Source organism: Streptomyces viridosporus T7A (assembly GCF_008704515.1).
Classification (GTDB): domain Bacteria; phylum Actinomycetota; class Actinomycetes; order Streptomycetales; family Streptomycetaceae; genus Streptomyces; species Streptomyces viridosporus.
Genome location: NZ_CP023700.1, coordinates 3,139,917 through 3,155,452 on the forward strand (window position 1 = coordinate 3,139,917; position 15,536 = coordinate 3,155,452).

A 15,536-nucleotide genomic window follows, 5' to 3' on the forward strand; every position below is an offset into this window, starting at 1 on the left:
ATCAGCCCCGGGTCAGCTTCTTGTAGGTGGCGCGGTGCGGACGCGCGGCGTCCGGACCGAGCCGCTCGATCTTGTTCTTCTCGTACGACTCGAAGTTGCCCTCGAACCAGAACCACTTGGAGTCGCCCTCGTAGGCGAGGATGTGTGTGGCGACGCGGTCCAGGAACCACCGGTCGTGGGAGATGACCACGGCGCATCCCGGGAACTCCAGCAGGGCGTTCTCCAGGCTGGACAGCGTCTCGACGTCTAGGTCGTTGGTCGGCTCGTCGAGGAGCAGCAGGTTGCCGCCCTGCTTGAGGGTGAGCGCGAGATTCAGGCGGTTGCGCTCACCGCCGGAGAGGACGCCGGCCGGCTTCTGCTGGTCCGGTCCCTTGAACCCGAAGGCGGAGACGTAGGCGCGCGACGGCATCTCGACCTGGCCCACGTTGATGTAGTCCAGCTCGTCGGAGACGACGGCCCACAGCGTCTTCTTGGGATCGATGTTGGCGCGGTTCTGGTCGACGTAGGAGATCTTGACGGTCTCGCCGACCTTGATCGAGCCGGAGTCGGGCTCCTCGAGGCCCTGGATCATCTTGAACAGCGTGGTCTTGCCGGCGCCGTTCGGACCGATGACGCCGACGATGCCGTTGCGCGGCAGCGTGAAGCTGAGGTCGTCGATCAGCAGCTTGTCGCCGAAGCCCTTGCTGAGGTTGTTCACCTCGACGACGACGTTGCCCAGGCGCGGGCCCGGCGGGATCTGGATCTCCTCGAAGTCCAGCTTCCGCATCTTCTCGGCCTCGGCGGCCATCTCCTCGTAGCGCGCCAGACGCGCCTTGGACTTGGCCTGCCGCCCCTTGGCGTTCGACCGCACCCACTCGAGCTCGTCCTTCAGGCGCTTCTGCCGCTTGGCGTCCTTCGCGCCCTCGACCTTGAGGCGCGCTGCCTTGGTCTCGAGGTACTTGGAGTAGTTGCCCTCGTAGCCGTGCAGGCGCCCACGGTCGACCTCGCAGATCCACCCGGCGACGTTGTCCAGGAAGTACCGGTCGTGGGTGACGGCGACGACGGTGCCCTCGTACTTGGCGAGGTGCTGCTCGAGCCAGTTCACCGACTCGGCGTCGAGGTGGTTGGTGGGCTCGTCGAGGAGCAGCAGGTCGGGCGCCTCGAGCAGCAGCTTGCAGAGCGCCACGCGGCGCTTCTCGCCACCGGAGAGGTTGCTGACGGGCCAGTCGCCGGGCGGGCAGCCCAGGGCGTCCATGGCCTGCTCCAGCTGGGCGTCGAGGTCCCAGGCATTGGCGTGGTCGAGCTGCTCCTGCAGCTTGCCCATCTCGTCCATGAGCTCGTCGGTGTACTCGGTCGCCATCTGCTCGGCGATCTCGTTGAACCGGTCGAGCTTGCCCTTGATCTCGGCGACACCCTCCTGGACGTTCTCCAGGACGGTCTTCTCCTCGTTCAGCGGGGGCTCCTGCAGCAGGATGCCCACGGTGTAACCGGGGGTGAGGAAGGCGTCGCCGTTGGACGGCTGCTCCAGCCCCGCCATGATCTTCAGAACGGTCGACTTACCGGCACCGTTCGGGCCGACGACACCGATCTTCGCTCCGGGGTAGAAGCTCAGGGTGACGTCGTCGAGGATCACCTTGTCGCCGTGCGCTTTGCGCGCCTTGCGCATGGTGTAAATGAACTCAGCCAAGAGAAACCGTCCGGCAACTTGAAATCTGGCAGTGGGCAGATACACCCCATCTTGCCCGACCGCTACCCCCGGGGGGAAACCCATCTGGTTCAGGGCCCCCGACCTGGGGTTTCACGGACGGCGCCTGCACGTCGCCTGTCACTGTCGGTTGCCGTCGAGTGCCCTCGGGCGCCCTCGCACGGCCCAGAGACGGCCCAGCAGCGACCGTGATCAAGGGCGTCTCGATCTGGCCGTGCCGTTAACGGCTGATCGGAATCTCATAGACGATCTCGCAGAGCGCGGCGGGCACCACGATGTCCGCGGTCTCCACGGGCCGCCCCTGGTCGCTGTAGTACGTCCGTCGGATGTGGGTGACGAGCGCGCCCTTCTGGATGCCCAGGAGTGAGGCCTCCTCGGCGGTCGCCTGCCGCGGCTCCGGCTGCTCCACGGCGTGGCTGACGGTGATGCCGATCTCCGCCATGCGGTTCACGACCCCTGCCCCGGCGTGCGGGCCTCCCTCGGGGAGGACGACGAGCGTGCCGGCGGTGAGGTCGTACGGCTCCCAGCTCGTCGACAGCTGCACCGGCCTGCCGTCGGCGAGGAACTCGTACGCGGTGCGGACGCACAGCTCCCCCTCGGCGATGCCGAGACGCGTGGCGATCTCCACTGGTGCCGGGACCTTGGCCTCGGTCCGGCTCTCCCAGTCTCCTTGCCTGCCCACGGCCTTCATGTCCGCACGGAACGGGGAGCCGCTGGGCTGCTCGCGCGCCGATGAACGGACCACCCGTACCCGCTGGCGAGGCTCGGCGACGTAGGTGCCGGAACCGGCGCGGCCTTCCAGCACACCTTGGGAGATCAGCAACTCCTGCGCTCGGCGCACCACGTTCTCGCCGACGCCGTACTCCTGGCCGATCTGGGCGCGGGAGGGAAGCCGGTCCCCGGGTGCCCACTCGTGCTCCGCGATCCGCCGCCGTAAGTTCGTCGGCGATGCGGAGATAGGGCGGCTGCTCAGGCATATGGAAAATCTAGTCCACTAGCTCTAATCTAGTTAACTAGCTTTACTCAAAGTGATCGCCGGTGACGGAGGCTGCCCTGTGCCCGCTTCGGGAGTTCGCGCGGCAGCCATCGCTGCCCGGCTGTCCGACCTCGGGCTTCCCGCGCGCATGGAGGAGCACGACCGACACACGTCGGTCGAGGCGGAGGTACCGGAATCACTCACCGTCGACTTATGGCGGGAGGTCCTGGAAGCGGTGGCTGAGGCCGATCAATTCGGGCTTCTCGCCACCAGCCTGAACGGCCGCGCCCTCTGGGCGGTCGTACGCAAAACGGTCCCCACGACGGGCGATGTCGGGGGACCGAGCCATCAGCGATAGGAGCTGACCAGCATGCTCAACCGTATCCGCCGTGCCGCCTCGCTCACCAGAGCGCGGCACTTCCCCAGGGGCAGGCACCGCCGCACCTTAACGCCCTTCCAGCCGACGTCCGCCCCCGTTTCCTCTGCATCTGTTGACCAGCCGACGGTCGTCCTGGGCCACACCCTCGACAGAGCAAGTCACTGGCAGCCACTCAGAGGCGAGGACACCGCACTCGTCCGTCCGTACGTACTGGCGCACGAAGAACGCGCACGACGGCACCCGACAGTCGTCATCGCCTCCCAACCGCCGACCGACGCCTGGTCGGTTCTCCTGGGGGTCCACTGATGCCCTCGCAACGGCAGACTCTTGGCCCGGACGCCTCCGCCACCCCGTACCGCTCGACCGCCTGCCAGATCGGCACGCACCACGCCTGCGCGGAGTCCTCTCCGGAGTCGGCGCCGGTCGACCTGCCCTTGATCTACGAGGCCTGCGACTGTCTGTGCCACTCGGCATCCACTGGCACGCCGGCACTCCACGCCGAGATCACCGAGAGGAGCACGCGGGGATGACGGCACAGGACGAACTGAGGCTCCTCCCGTGGGTGGGGCCGGACGGCAAACCGTGCTACTTGAGCACCGACGACCAAGGCGGCTACGTCTCCCGCCTGGCAGACCACATCGAGGCATTTCAACTCGGCATGGCATCCCAACTGCTGGAACACTCGCGTCAGGTACTCGACGACGAGACCGAAGACCCGGAGGAGCTGAACCTCCTTGCGGCTCAGTTGACCAGCGCACTGCGAGACGTGTTACGTGTAGCGACCAGCCGCGGACGTGGTCCCGTCGCGCCTGGGCGCCCCTGAGACAACCTGTGCTGCTGTACAGCCACAACTGATCACCGGCGACCGTGACCTGCGGCCGTCTAACGGATCAACGCCCTGACCTGCTGCCGAGCTGTCGGCACCTGTCGACGTTGGCCACCATTGAGCGCCCTTCCACGGCCCGAGGACGGCCCGGGAGGGCGCTCGTTCGTGAGCACCGCATTAGGAGTTCGGTCCACTCCGGGCTAGTTTGGGTCCAACTGCACGCACGCGAGCCACCAGCGACCGCCCACTACTGCAACTGTCCGTGGTCGTTGATGTCAATCTTGGATGTCAGCGGAACAGTTCCGGCATTGGGCGGGCAGGCTTACAGCAGGCTGATTGCGCCCCCGTTGAGCAGGCCACTTCCCGTGCTGGGTACCTGCCGGGGGACGTCTGAGGGAGGCATTTCAGCGTCATTCCGGGCGGTAGTTGGTCAGTCCCTCGTTGAGGTTAGAGAACTGCCTCGAGACCGGGCCAGCGCGCGGCTTGCCCCTGAGAGTTCTACTGCTCGGCCACCTCTGGAAGGCTGGTCGTCTCGTGCATGGTGTCTGCCTCGACTTCACTGGGTGAGGCCCCTCGGCCGTACACGGCCCGGGCCCCTTCGGGAGCCCGGGGCTACCGTGTTGTCAGTCGAACTGGGTGCGTACCCCCGGGATGTCCAAGGTGGTGATGCTCGTACCATCGGGGGTTTGACAACTGGATAGAGTCACCAGTTCAAGGTTGTCGAGTTGTGTGAAGGCTTGACGGTCAAGGGGCACAATGCAGTTGTTCAGATGCAGTTCGGTCAACGAAGGCGGAACGCTCTTGAGCGCCGTGATCCAGGCGTTCACGTCCTGGTTGTAGAGCCACAGGTCTTTGAGACCGGTCATTCCTGCGAGCTCCTCGAAACCTAGCGTCGTGCAGTGGTCATCCCCGACCAGGTGCAGGCTCCGCAGGCCGGTGAGGGTGGTCAGCGGGCTCAGATCCTTCTCCGCGACGTGGGAGAGGCTGAGAACATCAAGCTTGAGAATCAGGCGCAAAGCGTTCAGGTCTAGGTCCCCAGTGAAGGGAAGTGCCAGACAGCTCAGTTCCGGGAGGTCCGCGAGAACGGAAGTTCCTCTCACCGGCTCTCTGCCCCACAGCATGACATGCTCCAGACCTGGATGGACCCGGAGGACGGACAGGTCGGCTTCTTCACGGAGCGTGAATACCCACAGTTGATGGAGGGACGGGAACTCGGCGAGAAACCCGAGCCCCCGTACGGGGTGACCTATTCGAACGCTTTCCAGCGAATGCAACCGGCTTGCTGCGTGTAGTTGGCCGGAGTGACTGAGGAACACATCGTGTCCTGCCAACGACAGCCGAGACAGAACATCGTCAACGTATGCGTCTGCGTCGAAGTAGTCCCATGCGCTGATAAGTTCATGGACGACGCCCTCACGATCATCCCTCACGTATCCCGCCAGCAGTTCCAGGGACTCCTCACCCCCGATCAGCGCCACGGTCCGCACCGTCTGTTTAGCGGCATTCTCACTCAACTGCTCCAATGACCGCGGCAACCAACGCAGCAGGCTGGGCCCCACTGCCGCCAGCGCGGGCGGATCCGTTTTCCTGCTTGCCGGAAGCAGCTTGGTCACGGCCTCGTCCAAGCGGTCCGCAAGTCCATCCGCCACGGAAGGCAGCGTCTCCTGGCACGCTGCCGCCAGCAGCCGCAGCGTGCGCGCGTGCCGGGGTTCTTCATCGGCGCGGCTGAGGATGCCACCAAGCAGTTCTTCCCGTTGGCGGGAGTTGGCATGGCCGGCCGTCATGATGATCGTCTCCCGCCACAGATCCAGATGCGCTCGGTCAACCAGGTTGCCGATGCGGTCCTCCTCCGCAGCCTCCTTCGCAGCGAGGTACTCCTGGAAGGTACGGTGCACGAAATCCACGCGCCCCTCAGCGGGAGACCGGAGGATGCCGGAGCGGTGCCGTAGCTGCTCCAAGACCTGGTCGCCGTCCAGAACGTCCAGGTGGCGCATCGCCCTCAGCTTCGCCGCGACGTATCCGGCTGCCTTCTCCAGGTCAATCTCAGTGCGGTTGTTGTCCGACAACCGCCACGCAAGATCTCTCAGTATGACAAGTTTGTCGCCGAGGCTGAGCTTGCTGTCCACCGCACTCGGCACATTCCGATCCGCGTCCCGGTCGTGGACCAAGGTGTGTAGGGCATTGCGATACAGCTCCATGCGATCCCGCGGCAGTTGACGGCCCCTGTTCAGGTGCATCGCACACAGCATGGCCGCCAGCAGCGGCGTACCCGCCAGCGATTGCAGATGCGCTCTGTCCTTAAGGCTGGCAAGCAGGGACTGCTCATACTGAGGAAGTTCATCTACGGCGCAGGGCAGTTCGCCGCCCAGCTCGCGTACGGCCTGGTGCCACTGCCGTATGAATGCCGCCAGGTCCGGTGGCGTCATCCGGTCCAAATGGAGGGCTGTGAATTCCTCACGGCGCAGCCAATCCGCGCCGGCAGCCGCAGGGCGCGAGGTGACGACCACCCGTACACCGTTGTACTGCCCAAGCAGCTTGTGCAGCCAGTCCCGCACTGCTCGGCGTTCCCGGTCGAGTAGTTCGTCCAAGCCGTCGATCAAGAGCAGTGCCGTACCGCTGTTGAGCTGCCGCTCCACCCATCCCCGGGGCATGATCCCAGTAATGGGCCCGGCGATTCCGTCGAGCATCGCCTCCGGGTTGGGCGGCGTGCGGCCGCTGTACTCACGAAGCTTAATAAAGATGGGGGTGAGTCCGTTCCAGTCGGCCAGTTCACCCGTGAAAGCTCCGCGCGCTGTCATGACGGCCAGCCAGCGCAGCAAGGTCGTCTTGCCCGAGCCGGCCTCGCCCCGTAGCAGTACCCGGGGCGCGCCGCTCAACGCAGCCTCGACCCGCATGCCAGAGCTCTCGACTACGGCTTCATCCCAGTTGCTCATATCGGGCCTGATTAGCGGTAAGGAGCGGGCGGTGCGTCGGCGCTTCCCGTCGTCTCCGGAGGTCCGCAGGCTCACATACGCGACGGACAGCCGTACACGTGGTGCGGTCGCTTGGTCAGAGGTACGGCGGAACAGCTCCACTTCGTCGAGGTCCCTACTGACCAGTTCCAGGTATGTACGGCGGAAGGCCGTGTCTTGGTCCATGCCGTCCGGCGCAAACAGCGAACGGTCCGGGAGGCGTTCCAAGATTCGCGCAACCTCGGCGCCCAACGTGGCTGTCCGCGCCAGCAACTCCCCAACTGCCCGCTCCTCGAAGACTGGCAGGCTGCGCACGATGCGTACGTAGTACTCGACGCACTCGGCGAAGAGCATCTCATACAGGTGGGTTTCCGCCTCGTTCAGGCCGACAGGCGCGCTCACGGAACCGGTGATGTAGCGGATGAGCTCGGCCGGGCGCGCGTTCGCGGCGAGGAGCGCCTCGTCTGAGAGGTCCGCCCGGGTAAACGTGTCGGACACGGCGTCGATCACCGCTTGACGGCTGCCCTCCTCCAACCGCTGGAACGCGTGCTTCAGGAACGGTTCTAGCCGGTCGAACACCGCGTTGGTGATCTGGTCAAACTGCTGCCTAACCTCGCGCTGAAGACGAATGCCGGGCACCCGTACCCGGACTAGTTCCTGCATCGGCAGCAAACGCTCCTGCTCCCGCTGCTTGCCTCCCAGCCAAAGCCGTCCCGCCGCGTTCGCCACCGTTGTCCCCAGCCGCAACGCTGCCGTCTCCGCGAGCATTGAAACCCCCTCCTTCACGTGACCCAGGCATTATGGCAGCAGACAACGACAAATGGTTTCCTTTCTATGTGAAGAGGACACCCTAGCCAGTCCTCACTACCGCAGTTGCCCTGCCTGGGCTTTGACGGAGCAGGGGCACCCTCCTGACCCGGCAGTCTTCCAGCGGGCTGGCTGTGCTCCCACCGACCTGGCCAAAGTCGGTGGTGCAATCACACCGAGGGACCGTGGGGGCAGACTTGCCTGGCTTGCCGGTCTACTGATCATCGGTTCCGCTGACCAGCGGACCTGAAGAAGCCCACGGCTCTGACCAGCTCAGATGCCGTGGGTTTCTGTCGTCGTTGGTCGGCGGCGGGTACTCTCGTACGGCCCAGAGACGGCCCAATGCGAGAGCCAGGTAGCCGCCCGCCTCCGCCATCAGATGAGGTAGGCGCCACAGGCTTCGAAAATCTGGTGGCACTCCTCCAAAGGCGCTGGTGATGATGTTGGGGTGACGTAACCGGTTCCCTCACAGTAGGCGGGGTGGAAAATGAATTACGAGTGGTACCGACCTCTGGGCAAATTTTCCGTACCTTGGCAGTTCAGAGGCGACGAGTGGATCTCACGGCTAGTTGCACACCTGAAGGAAATTTCCAGTATTTCCGGGCATGGAACACGGGCGGGCGGGGAAGTGGGGCCCTTCGTCGAAGTGCGTGTGTCAGCGGAGCATGAGGAATTTGATACTCGCCTACTTATCGTTCCCCTCCCTGAAGATGCCATCGAAGTATGGGTGTGTGGGAACGAAGCGGTAAACTTTAAACTTGAAGATAATTTTCGAGAGGCTGCGGAAAAGGCCACCGCTGGACTCAGGGAAAAAGATCGGACTCATAAATGGTCGGCGATAATTGGGGATTCCACGTCGATGTACAGCGAGGCTATACCTCGCCGCCTAGCTCAAGGATTCAAGCTGTCGGGAGTTGAGCTTTTTTCTACGGAGCGCTACTTCTGGAATGTGGAACGTGCACCCGTTCACACCATGAGCTCCTGGTCTTTCCGGCCGACGGTTCCTATCATCGTTCGTGGTTCTAGTCTCGGTTACGACTGGGGTGCTGCTCAACCTTTAGCGGCTGAACAGCTCGGCAAGCTGGCCGCATTCTTGTCGCTTGTCTGGGGGGTTCTAATTGACGTAATGGAGCCCCCTGCCCCCTTGGAGTGGGGGGAATGTCGCCTGCCTGATCATCCACCGTGGATCCGAATGGATCCAGATATGAAAACTGCACCAGCCATGGACGAACTTCCCGCGTTTGAAGCGGCAGAGTGGCTCGCTGACGCGTGGGTCCGGCTGAATAGGCGCACCAGGCTGCAAACTGCGGTTTCCATGTACATGGAGGGCCTTCGGATAGAAGATCGCCATCCTAGCTTAGCGCTGGTCTCTTACGTGTCGACTGTAGAGGCGATTTCACTGATGTTGTTCCATGAGCAGCGTTGTGAAGTTTGTCGAAATCACGTCAATATCGGAGATAAGTTCTTTGAGGCTCTAAGGCTGGCAGTCGGTCAAGAGGGTGCCGAATCCTTGCGTCGGGTTTACGGGAGTCGCTCCAAGACGGTGCACACTGGGCGCCTTCATGGAGCCGAGGTGGCACCTGGTGCTTTCAGGTTCAGCTCTTTCGTAATGCCGCCAGAGGCTTCTTTTCAGTGGCAGATTCTCCGGGGCATGAAAACCGCAGCCCAAAAATTGCTTATCATGGCTGTTAGGGGGCAGCTGCCCGGCAGGTCGCATTTCGTGAAGAGTGGCGAAGTGTCGGATTAAAGGTCGGTGGAGCGGCTTTGGGCTGGAGCTGCTTTGGGGCGAGTGATCATGGCCCCGTAAGCTTGCGGCGCGTCGGGCAGTCTGTGGACCTGCCCGTTAAAGCACGACGTTGGGGCCATGATCTGCGAGGCTCGCGCCAAAGTGGCTGCGTAACTGGCTGTTTTCTATCCGCTCGCGTGGTCGATCAGCTTCGAACAGGGTGCTGGATCGGGTGACTTGGTGGCTGGTGGGGCATGAAGAAAGGGCCTCTTGGTAGCTCGCGGTTGTCGAATCCAGCGAGTGGCAAGAGGCCCTGATGTCGAAGTGTTGCGTGGTGGTGGTCGGGGAGTCCAGCCGGGCCACCCGGGGGTGTGACTGTCTCGCTCACCGGTTCGGGAACGCGGGTGACCGGCCCGGCCGGGTGCGGCGGTACGGCTCGGACATGAGCGATGCGGAGTGGGCGCCGGTGCGGGACCTGCTGCCGGTGCCGGCCTGGATGGCGGGCCGGGGCGGCCGACCGGAGGGCTACTGCCACCGGCAGATGATCGACCAATGCCGCGAAGTTAAGGCCCCGATGGTGCTGTCAAGGGCTCGGCGAGCGGGATCTTGTAGGTGCACGGGGCTGTGCGGATCAGTCGGTTGTTGCGGGTCCAATAGCAGAGTTGTGCTGTGAGGCTTTTGATGGATGGTGCGGTGGTGAGGCCGAGGCGGCGTGCGATGTCTCGGGTGTGCATGGGTTGATTCGCGTTCGCTGCCAGGACCCGGCAGACCTGCTCCCAACGCCTGGAGGTCGTCTGGCTCGGAGCCTGTGTGCCGGGAAGGGCCGGCGGGTGGACGGTGATCTCGATAGTGCTGATCGGCGTGCTGTCGCGGGGGCGTCCGTCGCGATTCCAGGTGTGGTAGCGGGAGATTCCACTTTTGACGATGCGGGTGGAAAGCCGCATCCGGCGTCTGGGAAGGAGCGTGCGCAGAATGCGGGTGCCGACTTGTCCGACCAGGTCGGAGTAGTTGTTCGGTCCGGTTGTCGGAAGTGTTCCGGTGAGGCTGACGACGGTGTCGCGGGCTGCCTCCAGGGCGGCGGTGAAGCCAGCCCGGTCGGGGTCGCAGCCAGGTTCGGTCTCCACCGCGGTCACCATGATTGAGCGCAATGCCTGGTAGAGGGTGAGAAGTCCCCACACTTTCTGGCAGAGACCCACCGGGTCCTTCGACCGCAGCACCCGGCCTTGAAGGAGGGTATGGCGCAGTGCCAGGTAGGCGGTCTCGATCTCCCAGCGTTCGTGGTAGAGGCGCATCAAGCGGGCGGCGGGGTCTGTGCGATGGTCGGTGAGTGTGGTCAGCAGGCGGTAGGCGTCGCCAAAAGTGCTGCCGTCGACGGTGCGTGCTTCGACCTTGGCCTCGATCACTCGTAGCGAGAGGTTGCCGATGCGGGTGAGGTAGGAACCGTCGGGCAGCAGGGCCAGCACCGGTGGGCGTCGTGTGTTGGTGCAGCGCACCAGGAACTGGGCGCCCTGCCGTGCGATGGCGGCCAGGAGTTCGTTGCCGTCGAATGCGCGGTCGGCCAGAAGGAGCATGTCCGGGGTGAGGTGGCCGGTCAGTTCCCGGGCGTAATCGCTCTCGGCTTTGACGGCGGGGCCGAAGGCCGCCGCGATCAGGGCGCGGGTGCCTGTCTCGCACAGGGTCATCAGCATCAGCCGGGGGTATCCCGCCGGGCCGTGGCGTCGAACAGTACGGCCGAGCCAGGTCCTGTTGCGCTCGTGATCGGGGACCGAGAGGCTTCCGCATCCGTCGAAGGCGACCGTGCGCCAACGGCGGTAGCGCACTCCAGGGGTGGAGGGCTGGGCCAGCGGGCCCGCCAGCACGTCGAAGAGTCGCTGCAGAGGGGCAACGCCCACCCGCCGGCGCAGATCACGAAGTGCCTTCTCGGACGGCTGCGGCACGTTGACACTCAGTCCCGCTACGAGTTTGTCCCATACCAACTGGGCGCCCAGATGCTCGAACAGGCCGAGAGCCAGGACGAAGTAGACCCCGACTCGGGAAGGCAGACTCCGCAGTCGTTTCTCCCGGGCTCCGGTCTCCTCCACCACCGCATCCACCAGCTCCGGCGGGATGACTTGCGTTAACTCACCGATGTGACCGGGCGCGAACACGTCAGGGGTGCCGCCCGTGACAGACTGGGCCACAGGGCCTCTGCTTTCTCAGGAAGATCTTGGTCGATCCCCTGAATAGCAGAGGTCCTGCCACATCTCACGACCCCCTTGACATTGCCATCGGGGCCTTAACTTCGCGGCATTGGATGATCGACGCGGTGCGCTACCTCGTCGACAACGGCATCAAGTGGCGGGCGATGCCCGCCGACTTCCCGCCCTGGCCACGGGCGTACGCCTTCTTCGCCCGCTGGCGGGACACGGGCCTGGCGGCCGAGCTGCACGACCGGCTGCGGGACGCCGTCCGCCGGGCGGAGGGCCGCAGCCCGGAGCCGAGCGCGGGCGTGGTGGACTCGCAGTCGGTGAAGGCGGACGCCACCGTCACCCATTCCTCACGAGGCTTCGACGCCGGCAAGAAAATCAACGGCCGCAGGCGGCATCTGCTCACCGACACCCTCGGACTCGTCCTGGACGTCCTGGTCACGCCCGCGTCCACGACCGACCGGGACGCCGCCCGCCTCCTGCTGCCCGCAGGCAAAGAGCGGTTCCGGCGCCTCGCCCGCATCTGGGCCGACGGCGGCTACACCGGCCACCTCACCGACTGGGCGGCCCAGCATCTGGGGCTGGTGGTGGACATCGTCCGCCGCAGCGACGACGCCCGCGGCTTTGAGGTCCTGCCCCGTCGCTGGGTCGTCGAGCGGACCTTCGCCTGGTTCCTGCGCAGCCGACGCCTGGTCCGCGACTACGAAAGGCGTCCCGAGACCGGCGAAGCCGTCATCTGGTGGTCGATGACCATGCTCATGAGCCGCCGTCTGGCCGCCCGGCAGCGTCCTGCTCCGCTGCGGGCGGCGTGAAGCGGCCGGGCTTGTCCTCGACCAGCCAGCCCCGTTCCACCAGCCGCTTCAGCCGGGCCCTGGCTCCCTCGACGCGGGAGGCGGACGCGCTGTCCCAGCCCAGCACCACCGCCGCCCGCCGGGCACCGAACCCATCGGCTCCCGCATCGACCGCGGCGGCCATCAACGCCTGATAGTCCGGCGACAGCACCTCGGTTCCGGCCGCGCCCTGGCGGTGAGGCACGGCCCGGCGCGGCCCCACGGGCTTCTTCTGCGACACCCTGCCGGCCGCCACGGCGGGCGCATCCGCCTCGGCCAGCGCCTCCAGATACTGCTCCAGGCCGATCACCCGGCGCCGGAGCACCTCTTCCGCCTCCGCCAGAGCCGCCCGCACCCGCTCCAGCTCGGCTGCGAGGTCCTCCACCCACACCTCCGCGGCCTTCTGCCGTGCCTCCAGGACCGCCCGCATCGACGGCATCCGCCACCCCCTACGACATCTCGGCCAGTAATGACCCGAGACTTCCGCGACAGCTGCGATCTCATGTCTGACCAGCAGAAACCGCACATGAGGTTCGGAAAGAGAACGACCTCTAAAGCCGTGGAGCCGACCGCCCCAGCCACAGCGGGTTTTTCTTCTTCGCCCGCATGCACGCAGCGCGCCGCCGGGCGCGGCCAGCCGGGGCGAAGACAGGAGGCAGGCCGCGCCGCAGAGGCGGCGCGCGCCCGCGCCGCGCGCGGGCCTTGACCTCGAGGTGTCGGCGGCGCTCCGCGAGCACATGGCGGCCTTCCCGCCCGTCGACGTGACCTTGCCCTGGCTGACCCCGACCGGCCCCAAGGTCACGCACCGGCTCCTCTTCACGAGCGGGAGCGGCGCGGCCATCTGGAGCCAGGCGTTCAACGACCGGGCTTGGAAGCCTGCGCTCGCGTCCGCCGGCATCATCCCGGCCCCCGGAAAGGGTGAGCGCTACGCCTCCGCCCGTGAGCACGGCATGCACGCGCTCCGGCACTTCTACGCCTCGGTCCTCCTGGACGCCGGGGAGAGCATCAAAGCCCTGAGCCTCTACCTCGGCCACAGTGATCCGGGGTTCACCCTCCGGGTCTACACGCACCTGATGCCGTCCAGTGAGACGCGGACCCGGAAAGCCATCTCCGCGATGTACCGGGCCGCCGGTCACGCTCACGACGGCCCAGAGACGGCCCAGGTTGCCTGAGACAGCCCCTCATCGGCGGAGAAACTGCTGGTGAGGGGCTTTTTCATGCCTGCTCGCGGTAAGTAACACCCCATCTTGCCGCACCGCCCCCCAGGGACGAAACGCATACGGTCCGAGGCCTCCGACCTGCGCTTCCCCTCCGGAGCCGGGCGAGGACGCGCCGCGCGCTCTGCGGCTCCTCTCAGGGGGTCGCCCCCGGACCCGGTGACGTCGACGCGGACGCCACCGGGCCGTGCGGGTCCCTCGTGCGGATCCCCGCGCGGGACCCCCGCGGGCCCGGTCCGCAGAGGAGCGGGGCCGGAGCCGCGCAGGGCCGGGTCCTGCCCGCCCGCGGGCGCTCAGTCCCCGGCCGGGGACTGCCCGCGGCGGGTGATGACCAGGCCCGCTCCGCCGAGGACGACCAGGCCGATGGCGGTGCCGGCGATCCACGGGGTGGCGTCGGAGGCCCCGGTCGCGGCGAGGTTGGTGTCGGCGGGCGCGCCGGCGAGGGGGGTGGGGCTCGGCCCGCCGAGGGCGTGGGTGGTGGTGCCGATCTCGGCGGTCCGGGTCCGGCAGTCGAGCACGCCGGTGAACCGCTTCTCGAAGCCGCCCGACCCCTGGACCGTGAAGTCGTACCGCTGGTCCTCGTTCAGCGGAACCGTCACCGTGCGGGTCTCGCCCGGCGCGACGGTGTGCTCCAGGCCCGCCAGCTCGAAGGTGAAGGGCTCGTCGCCCTGGTTGGCGGCGGTGACGTCCACACCGCCCTCGGCGCAGTTCTCGCGGGCGGACAGGGCCGGTATCGGCCCCTCCTGCGCCCAGGTGACACTCGCCGTCGCCGAGACCGTCGACTCGCTGGAACCGGCCAGGATCTGGGTCTGGCTCCGGCTCTCGGAGGCGAACGCCCGGCCGACCGGCACCGTGGTCGCGGCCTGCGCGGTCAGCTGGGCCGTGCCCGCCGCCGCGTCCTCGGGCACGTCGAAGAACACCTGGCTGCCGTCGGTGGCGGTGATGACGGACCTGCCCTCCTCGTCGACGATCCGCACCCCGCTCGTGGCGGCGTCCGCCGGCGGGGAGATCGTCACGCTGCGCGCGTCCGTGTGCACCGTCACGGGTCCGATCCGCTGGCCCGGGCGACCGGAGACCGCCGGCGGGTCCAGGGACAGCGACGCCCTCGGCTCCGACTGGTTCCGGGCGTTCTCGTGCAGGTAGTCCGCGAGCTGCTCGGCCTGCGGGTCGACGGCGTCCACGTCCACGTCGTCGGAGTAGCGCCAGATGGCCACCTGCGTACCGGCCGCCGCGTCCTGCTCGGTGAGCTGGCCGCGCACGCCCGCCTTCTTGGCGAGCGCCGCGAGGTCGTTCACCTGGGGGTAGGAGTTCTGCAGGATCCAGCGGATCCGTCCGGCGTCCTTGTTGGTGCCCAGCGAGGTGCTGCTCCAGGGGGCCTCGTGGTACTTGGCGTCCTTCTGCGTGGGCGTCTGGACGTCGACGCAGTACGTCTGCAGCATGCCGCCGCCCTCGACGGACATCTCGAACAGGCCCGCCGAGATCTGCTGGTCCCCGGCGGCGCCGTGTATCACGGCCGCTCCGTACGTCTTCAGCCCACCTATGGTCGCGACCGCCCCGCCCTGCGCCGGCGCCGTCTCGTAGGCGACGGCCGTCCCGGCTCCGGTCAGCACGCCGGCGGCGGCGAGCCCGGACACCAGTGTCCCGGCGGCGAGGCGGGCCGCCCCACGTCCACGCGCGGACAACGCAGAGAACGAAGCAAACACCGAATTCCCTTCCAAGCAGGACCCGTTGTGACGTGGGGGGACGGTCCCACCAGCAGAATCACCGGCCCCGAGCCTCCCGGGAGCCATGCCCGGCATCCTAAGGACGCGGTGCACCACGCTTGTTCGATCATCCCGCCGCAGGAGTGATCCGAATCGGAATCGTTATCGCCGAAGCCGCCACCGGCTCGGTTTGTCGACAAAACCATCCGTGACCGTTCGACATGGATGCGTGGATAAGCCGCACTTCGGTC

Annotated in this window: 9 protein-coding genes and 2 pseudogenes; 5 read left to right on the forward strand and 6 right to left on the reverse strand. The window is 66.3% G+C overall.

The window, feature by feature from the left end:
* Position 1: 1 nt before the first annotated feature.
* Together ettA and CP969_RS14560 are read right to left on the reverse strand one after the other, a co-directional pair.
* Positions 2-1,666, reverse strand: coding sequence for an energy-dependent translational throttle protein EttA (ettA, locus tag CP969_RS14550; RefSeq protein ID WP_026085176.1), 1,665 nt, complete (start codon positions 1,664-1,666; stop codon positions 2-4).
* 238 nt (positions 1,667-1,904) lie between these two features.
* Positions 1,905-2,661: pseudogene (locus CP969_RS14560) on the reverse strand (GntR family transcriptional regulator).
* 78 nt (positions 2,662-2,739) lie between these two features.
* Between CP969_RS14560 and CP969_RS33825 the strand changes: the two are divergent.
* Positions 2,740-3,018, forward strand: coding sequence for a hypothetical protein (locus CP969_RS33825; protein WP_016826223.1), 279 nt, complete (start codon positions 2,740-2,742; stop codon positions 3,016-3,018).
* 547 nt (positions 3,019-3,565) lie between these two features.
* Positions 3,566-3,862, forward strand: a complete 297-nt coding sequence (locus CP969_RS14580) for a hypothetical protein (protein WP_016826221.1) — start codon at positions 3,566-3,568, stop codon at positions 3,860-3,862.
* A gap of 626 nt (positions 3,863-4,488) precedes the next feature.
* On the opposite strand, the gene CP969_RS14585 is transcribed toward CP969_RS14580, so the two are convergent.
* The gene (locus tag CP969_RS14585) at positions 4,489-7,584 is read right to left on the reverse strand and encodes an NACHT domain-containing protein (RefSeq protein WP_016826220.1); all 3,096 of its coding nucleotides are present in this window, start codon (positions 7,582-7,584) and stop codon (positions 4,489-4,491) included.
* Between the two features lie 526 nt (positions 7,585-8,110).
* Between CP969_RS14585 and CP969_RS14590 the strand changes: the two genes are divergently transcribed.
* The gene (locus CP969_RS14590; RefSeq protein WP_144055266.1) at positions 8,111-9,370 is read left to right on the forward strand and encodes a hypothetical protein; all 1,260 of its coding nucleotides are present in this window, start codon (positions 8,111-8,113) and stop codon (positions 9,368-9,370) included.
* A gap of 542 nt (positions 9,371-9,912) precedes the next feature.
* Here CP969_RS14590 and CP969_RS14605 read toward each other — a convergent pair.
* Positions 9,913-11,529, reverse strand: a complete 1,617-nt coding sequence (locus CP969_RS14605; RefSeq protein ID WP_026085175.1) for an IS4 family transposase — start codon at positions 11,527-11,529, stop codon at positions 9,913-9,915.
* Between the two features lie 113 nt (positions 11,530-11,642).
* Here CP969_RS14605 and CP969_RS14610 point away from each other — a divergent pair, with 113 nt between their 5' ends.
* The gene (locus CP969_RS14610; RefSeq protein ID WP_016826217.1) at positions 11,643-12,347 is read left to right on the forward strand and encodes an IS5 family transposase; all 705 of its coding nucleotides are present in this window, start codon (positions 11,643-11,645) and stop codon (positions 12,345-12,347) included.
* On the opposite strand, the gene CP969_RS14615 is transcribed toward CP969_RS14610, so the two are convergent.
* Positions 12,292-12,795, reverse strand: coding sequence for a hypothetical protein (locus CP969_RS14615; protein WP_016826216.1), 504 nt, complete (start codon positions 12,793-12,795; stop codon positions 12,292-12,294). The two genes, CP969_RS14610 and CP969_RS14615, sit on opposite strands and share 56 nt — an antisense overlap.
* Before the next feature lie 271 nt (positions 12,796-13,066).
* On the opposite strand from CP969_RS14615, the pseudogene CP969_RS14620 reads away from it, so the two are divergent.
* Positions 13,067-13,537, forward strand: a pseudogene (locus tag CP969_RS14620) (tyrosine-type recombinase/integrase); the annotation flags it as partial.
* Between the two features lie 338 nt (positions 13,538-13,875).
* Here CP969_RS14620 and CP969_RS14625 read toward each other — a convergent pair.
* Complete coding sequence (locus tag CP969_RS14625) at positions 13,876-15,285, reverse strand: Cys-Gln thioester bond-forming surface protein (RefSeq protein WP_026085173.1); 1,410 nt, start codon at positions 15,283-15,285, stop codon at positions 13,876-13,878.
* Positions 15,286-15,536 lie beyond the last annotated feature (251 nt).

Excerpts from the sequence above, each read along its gene's own strand:
- CP969_RS14610 (WP_016826217.1), top strand. The coding sequence starts at position 11,643 with ATGATCGACGCGGTGCGCTACCTCGTCGACAACGGCATCAAGTGGCGG.
- CP969_RS14585 (WP_016826220.1), bottom strand. The coding sequence starts at position 7,584 with ATGCTCGCGGAGACGGCAGCGTTGCGGCTGGGGACAACGGTGGCGAAC.
- CP969_RS14615 (WP_016826216.1), bottom strand. The coding sequence starts at position 12,795 with ATGCGGGCGGTCCTGGAGGCACGGCAGAAGGCCGCGGAGGTGTGGGTG.
- CP969_RS14590 (WP_144055266.1), top strand. The coding sequence starts at position 8,111 with ATGAATTACGAGTGGTACCGACCTCTGGGCAAATTTTCCGTACCTTGG.
- CP969_RS14580 (WP_016826221.1), top strand. The coding sequence starts at position 3,566 with ATGACGGCACAGGACGAACTGAGGCTCCTCCCGTGGGTGGGGCCGGAC.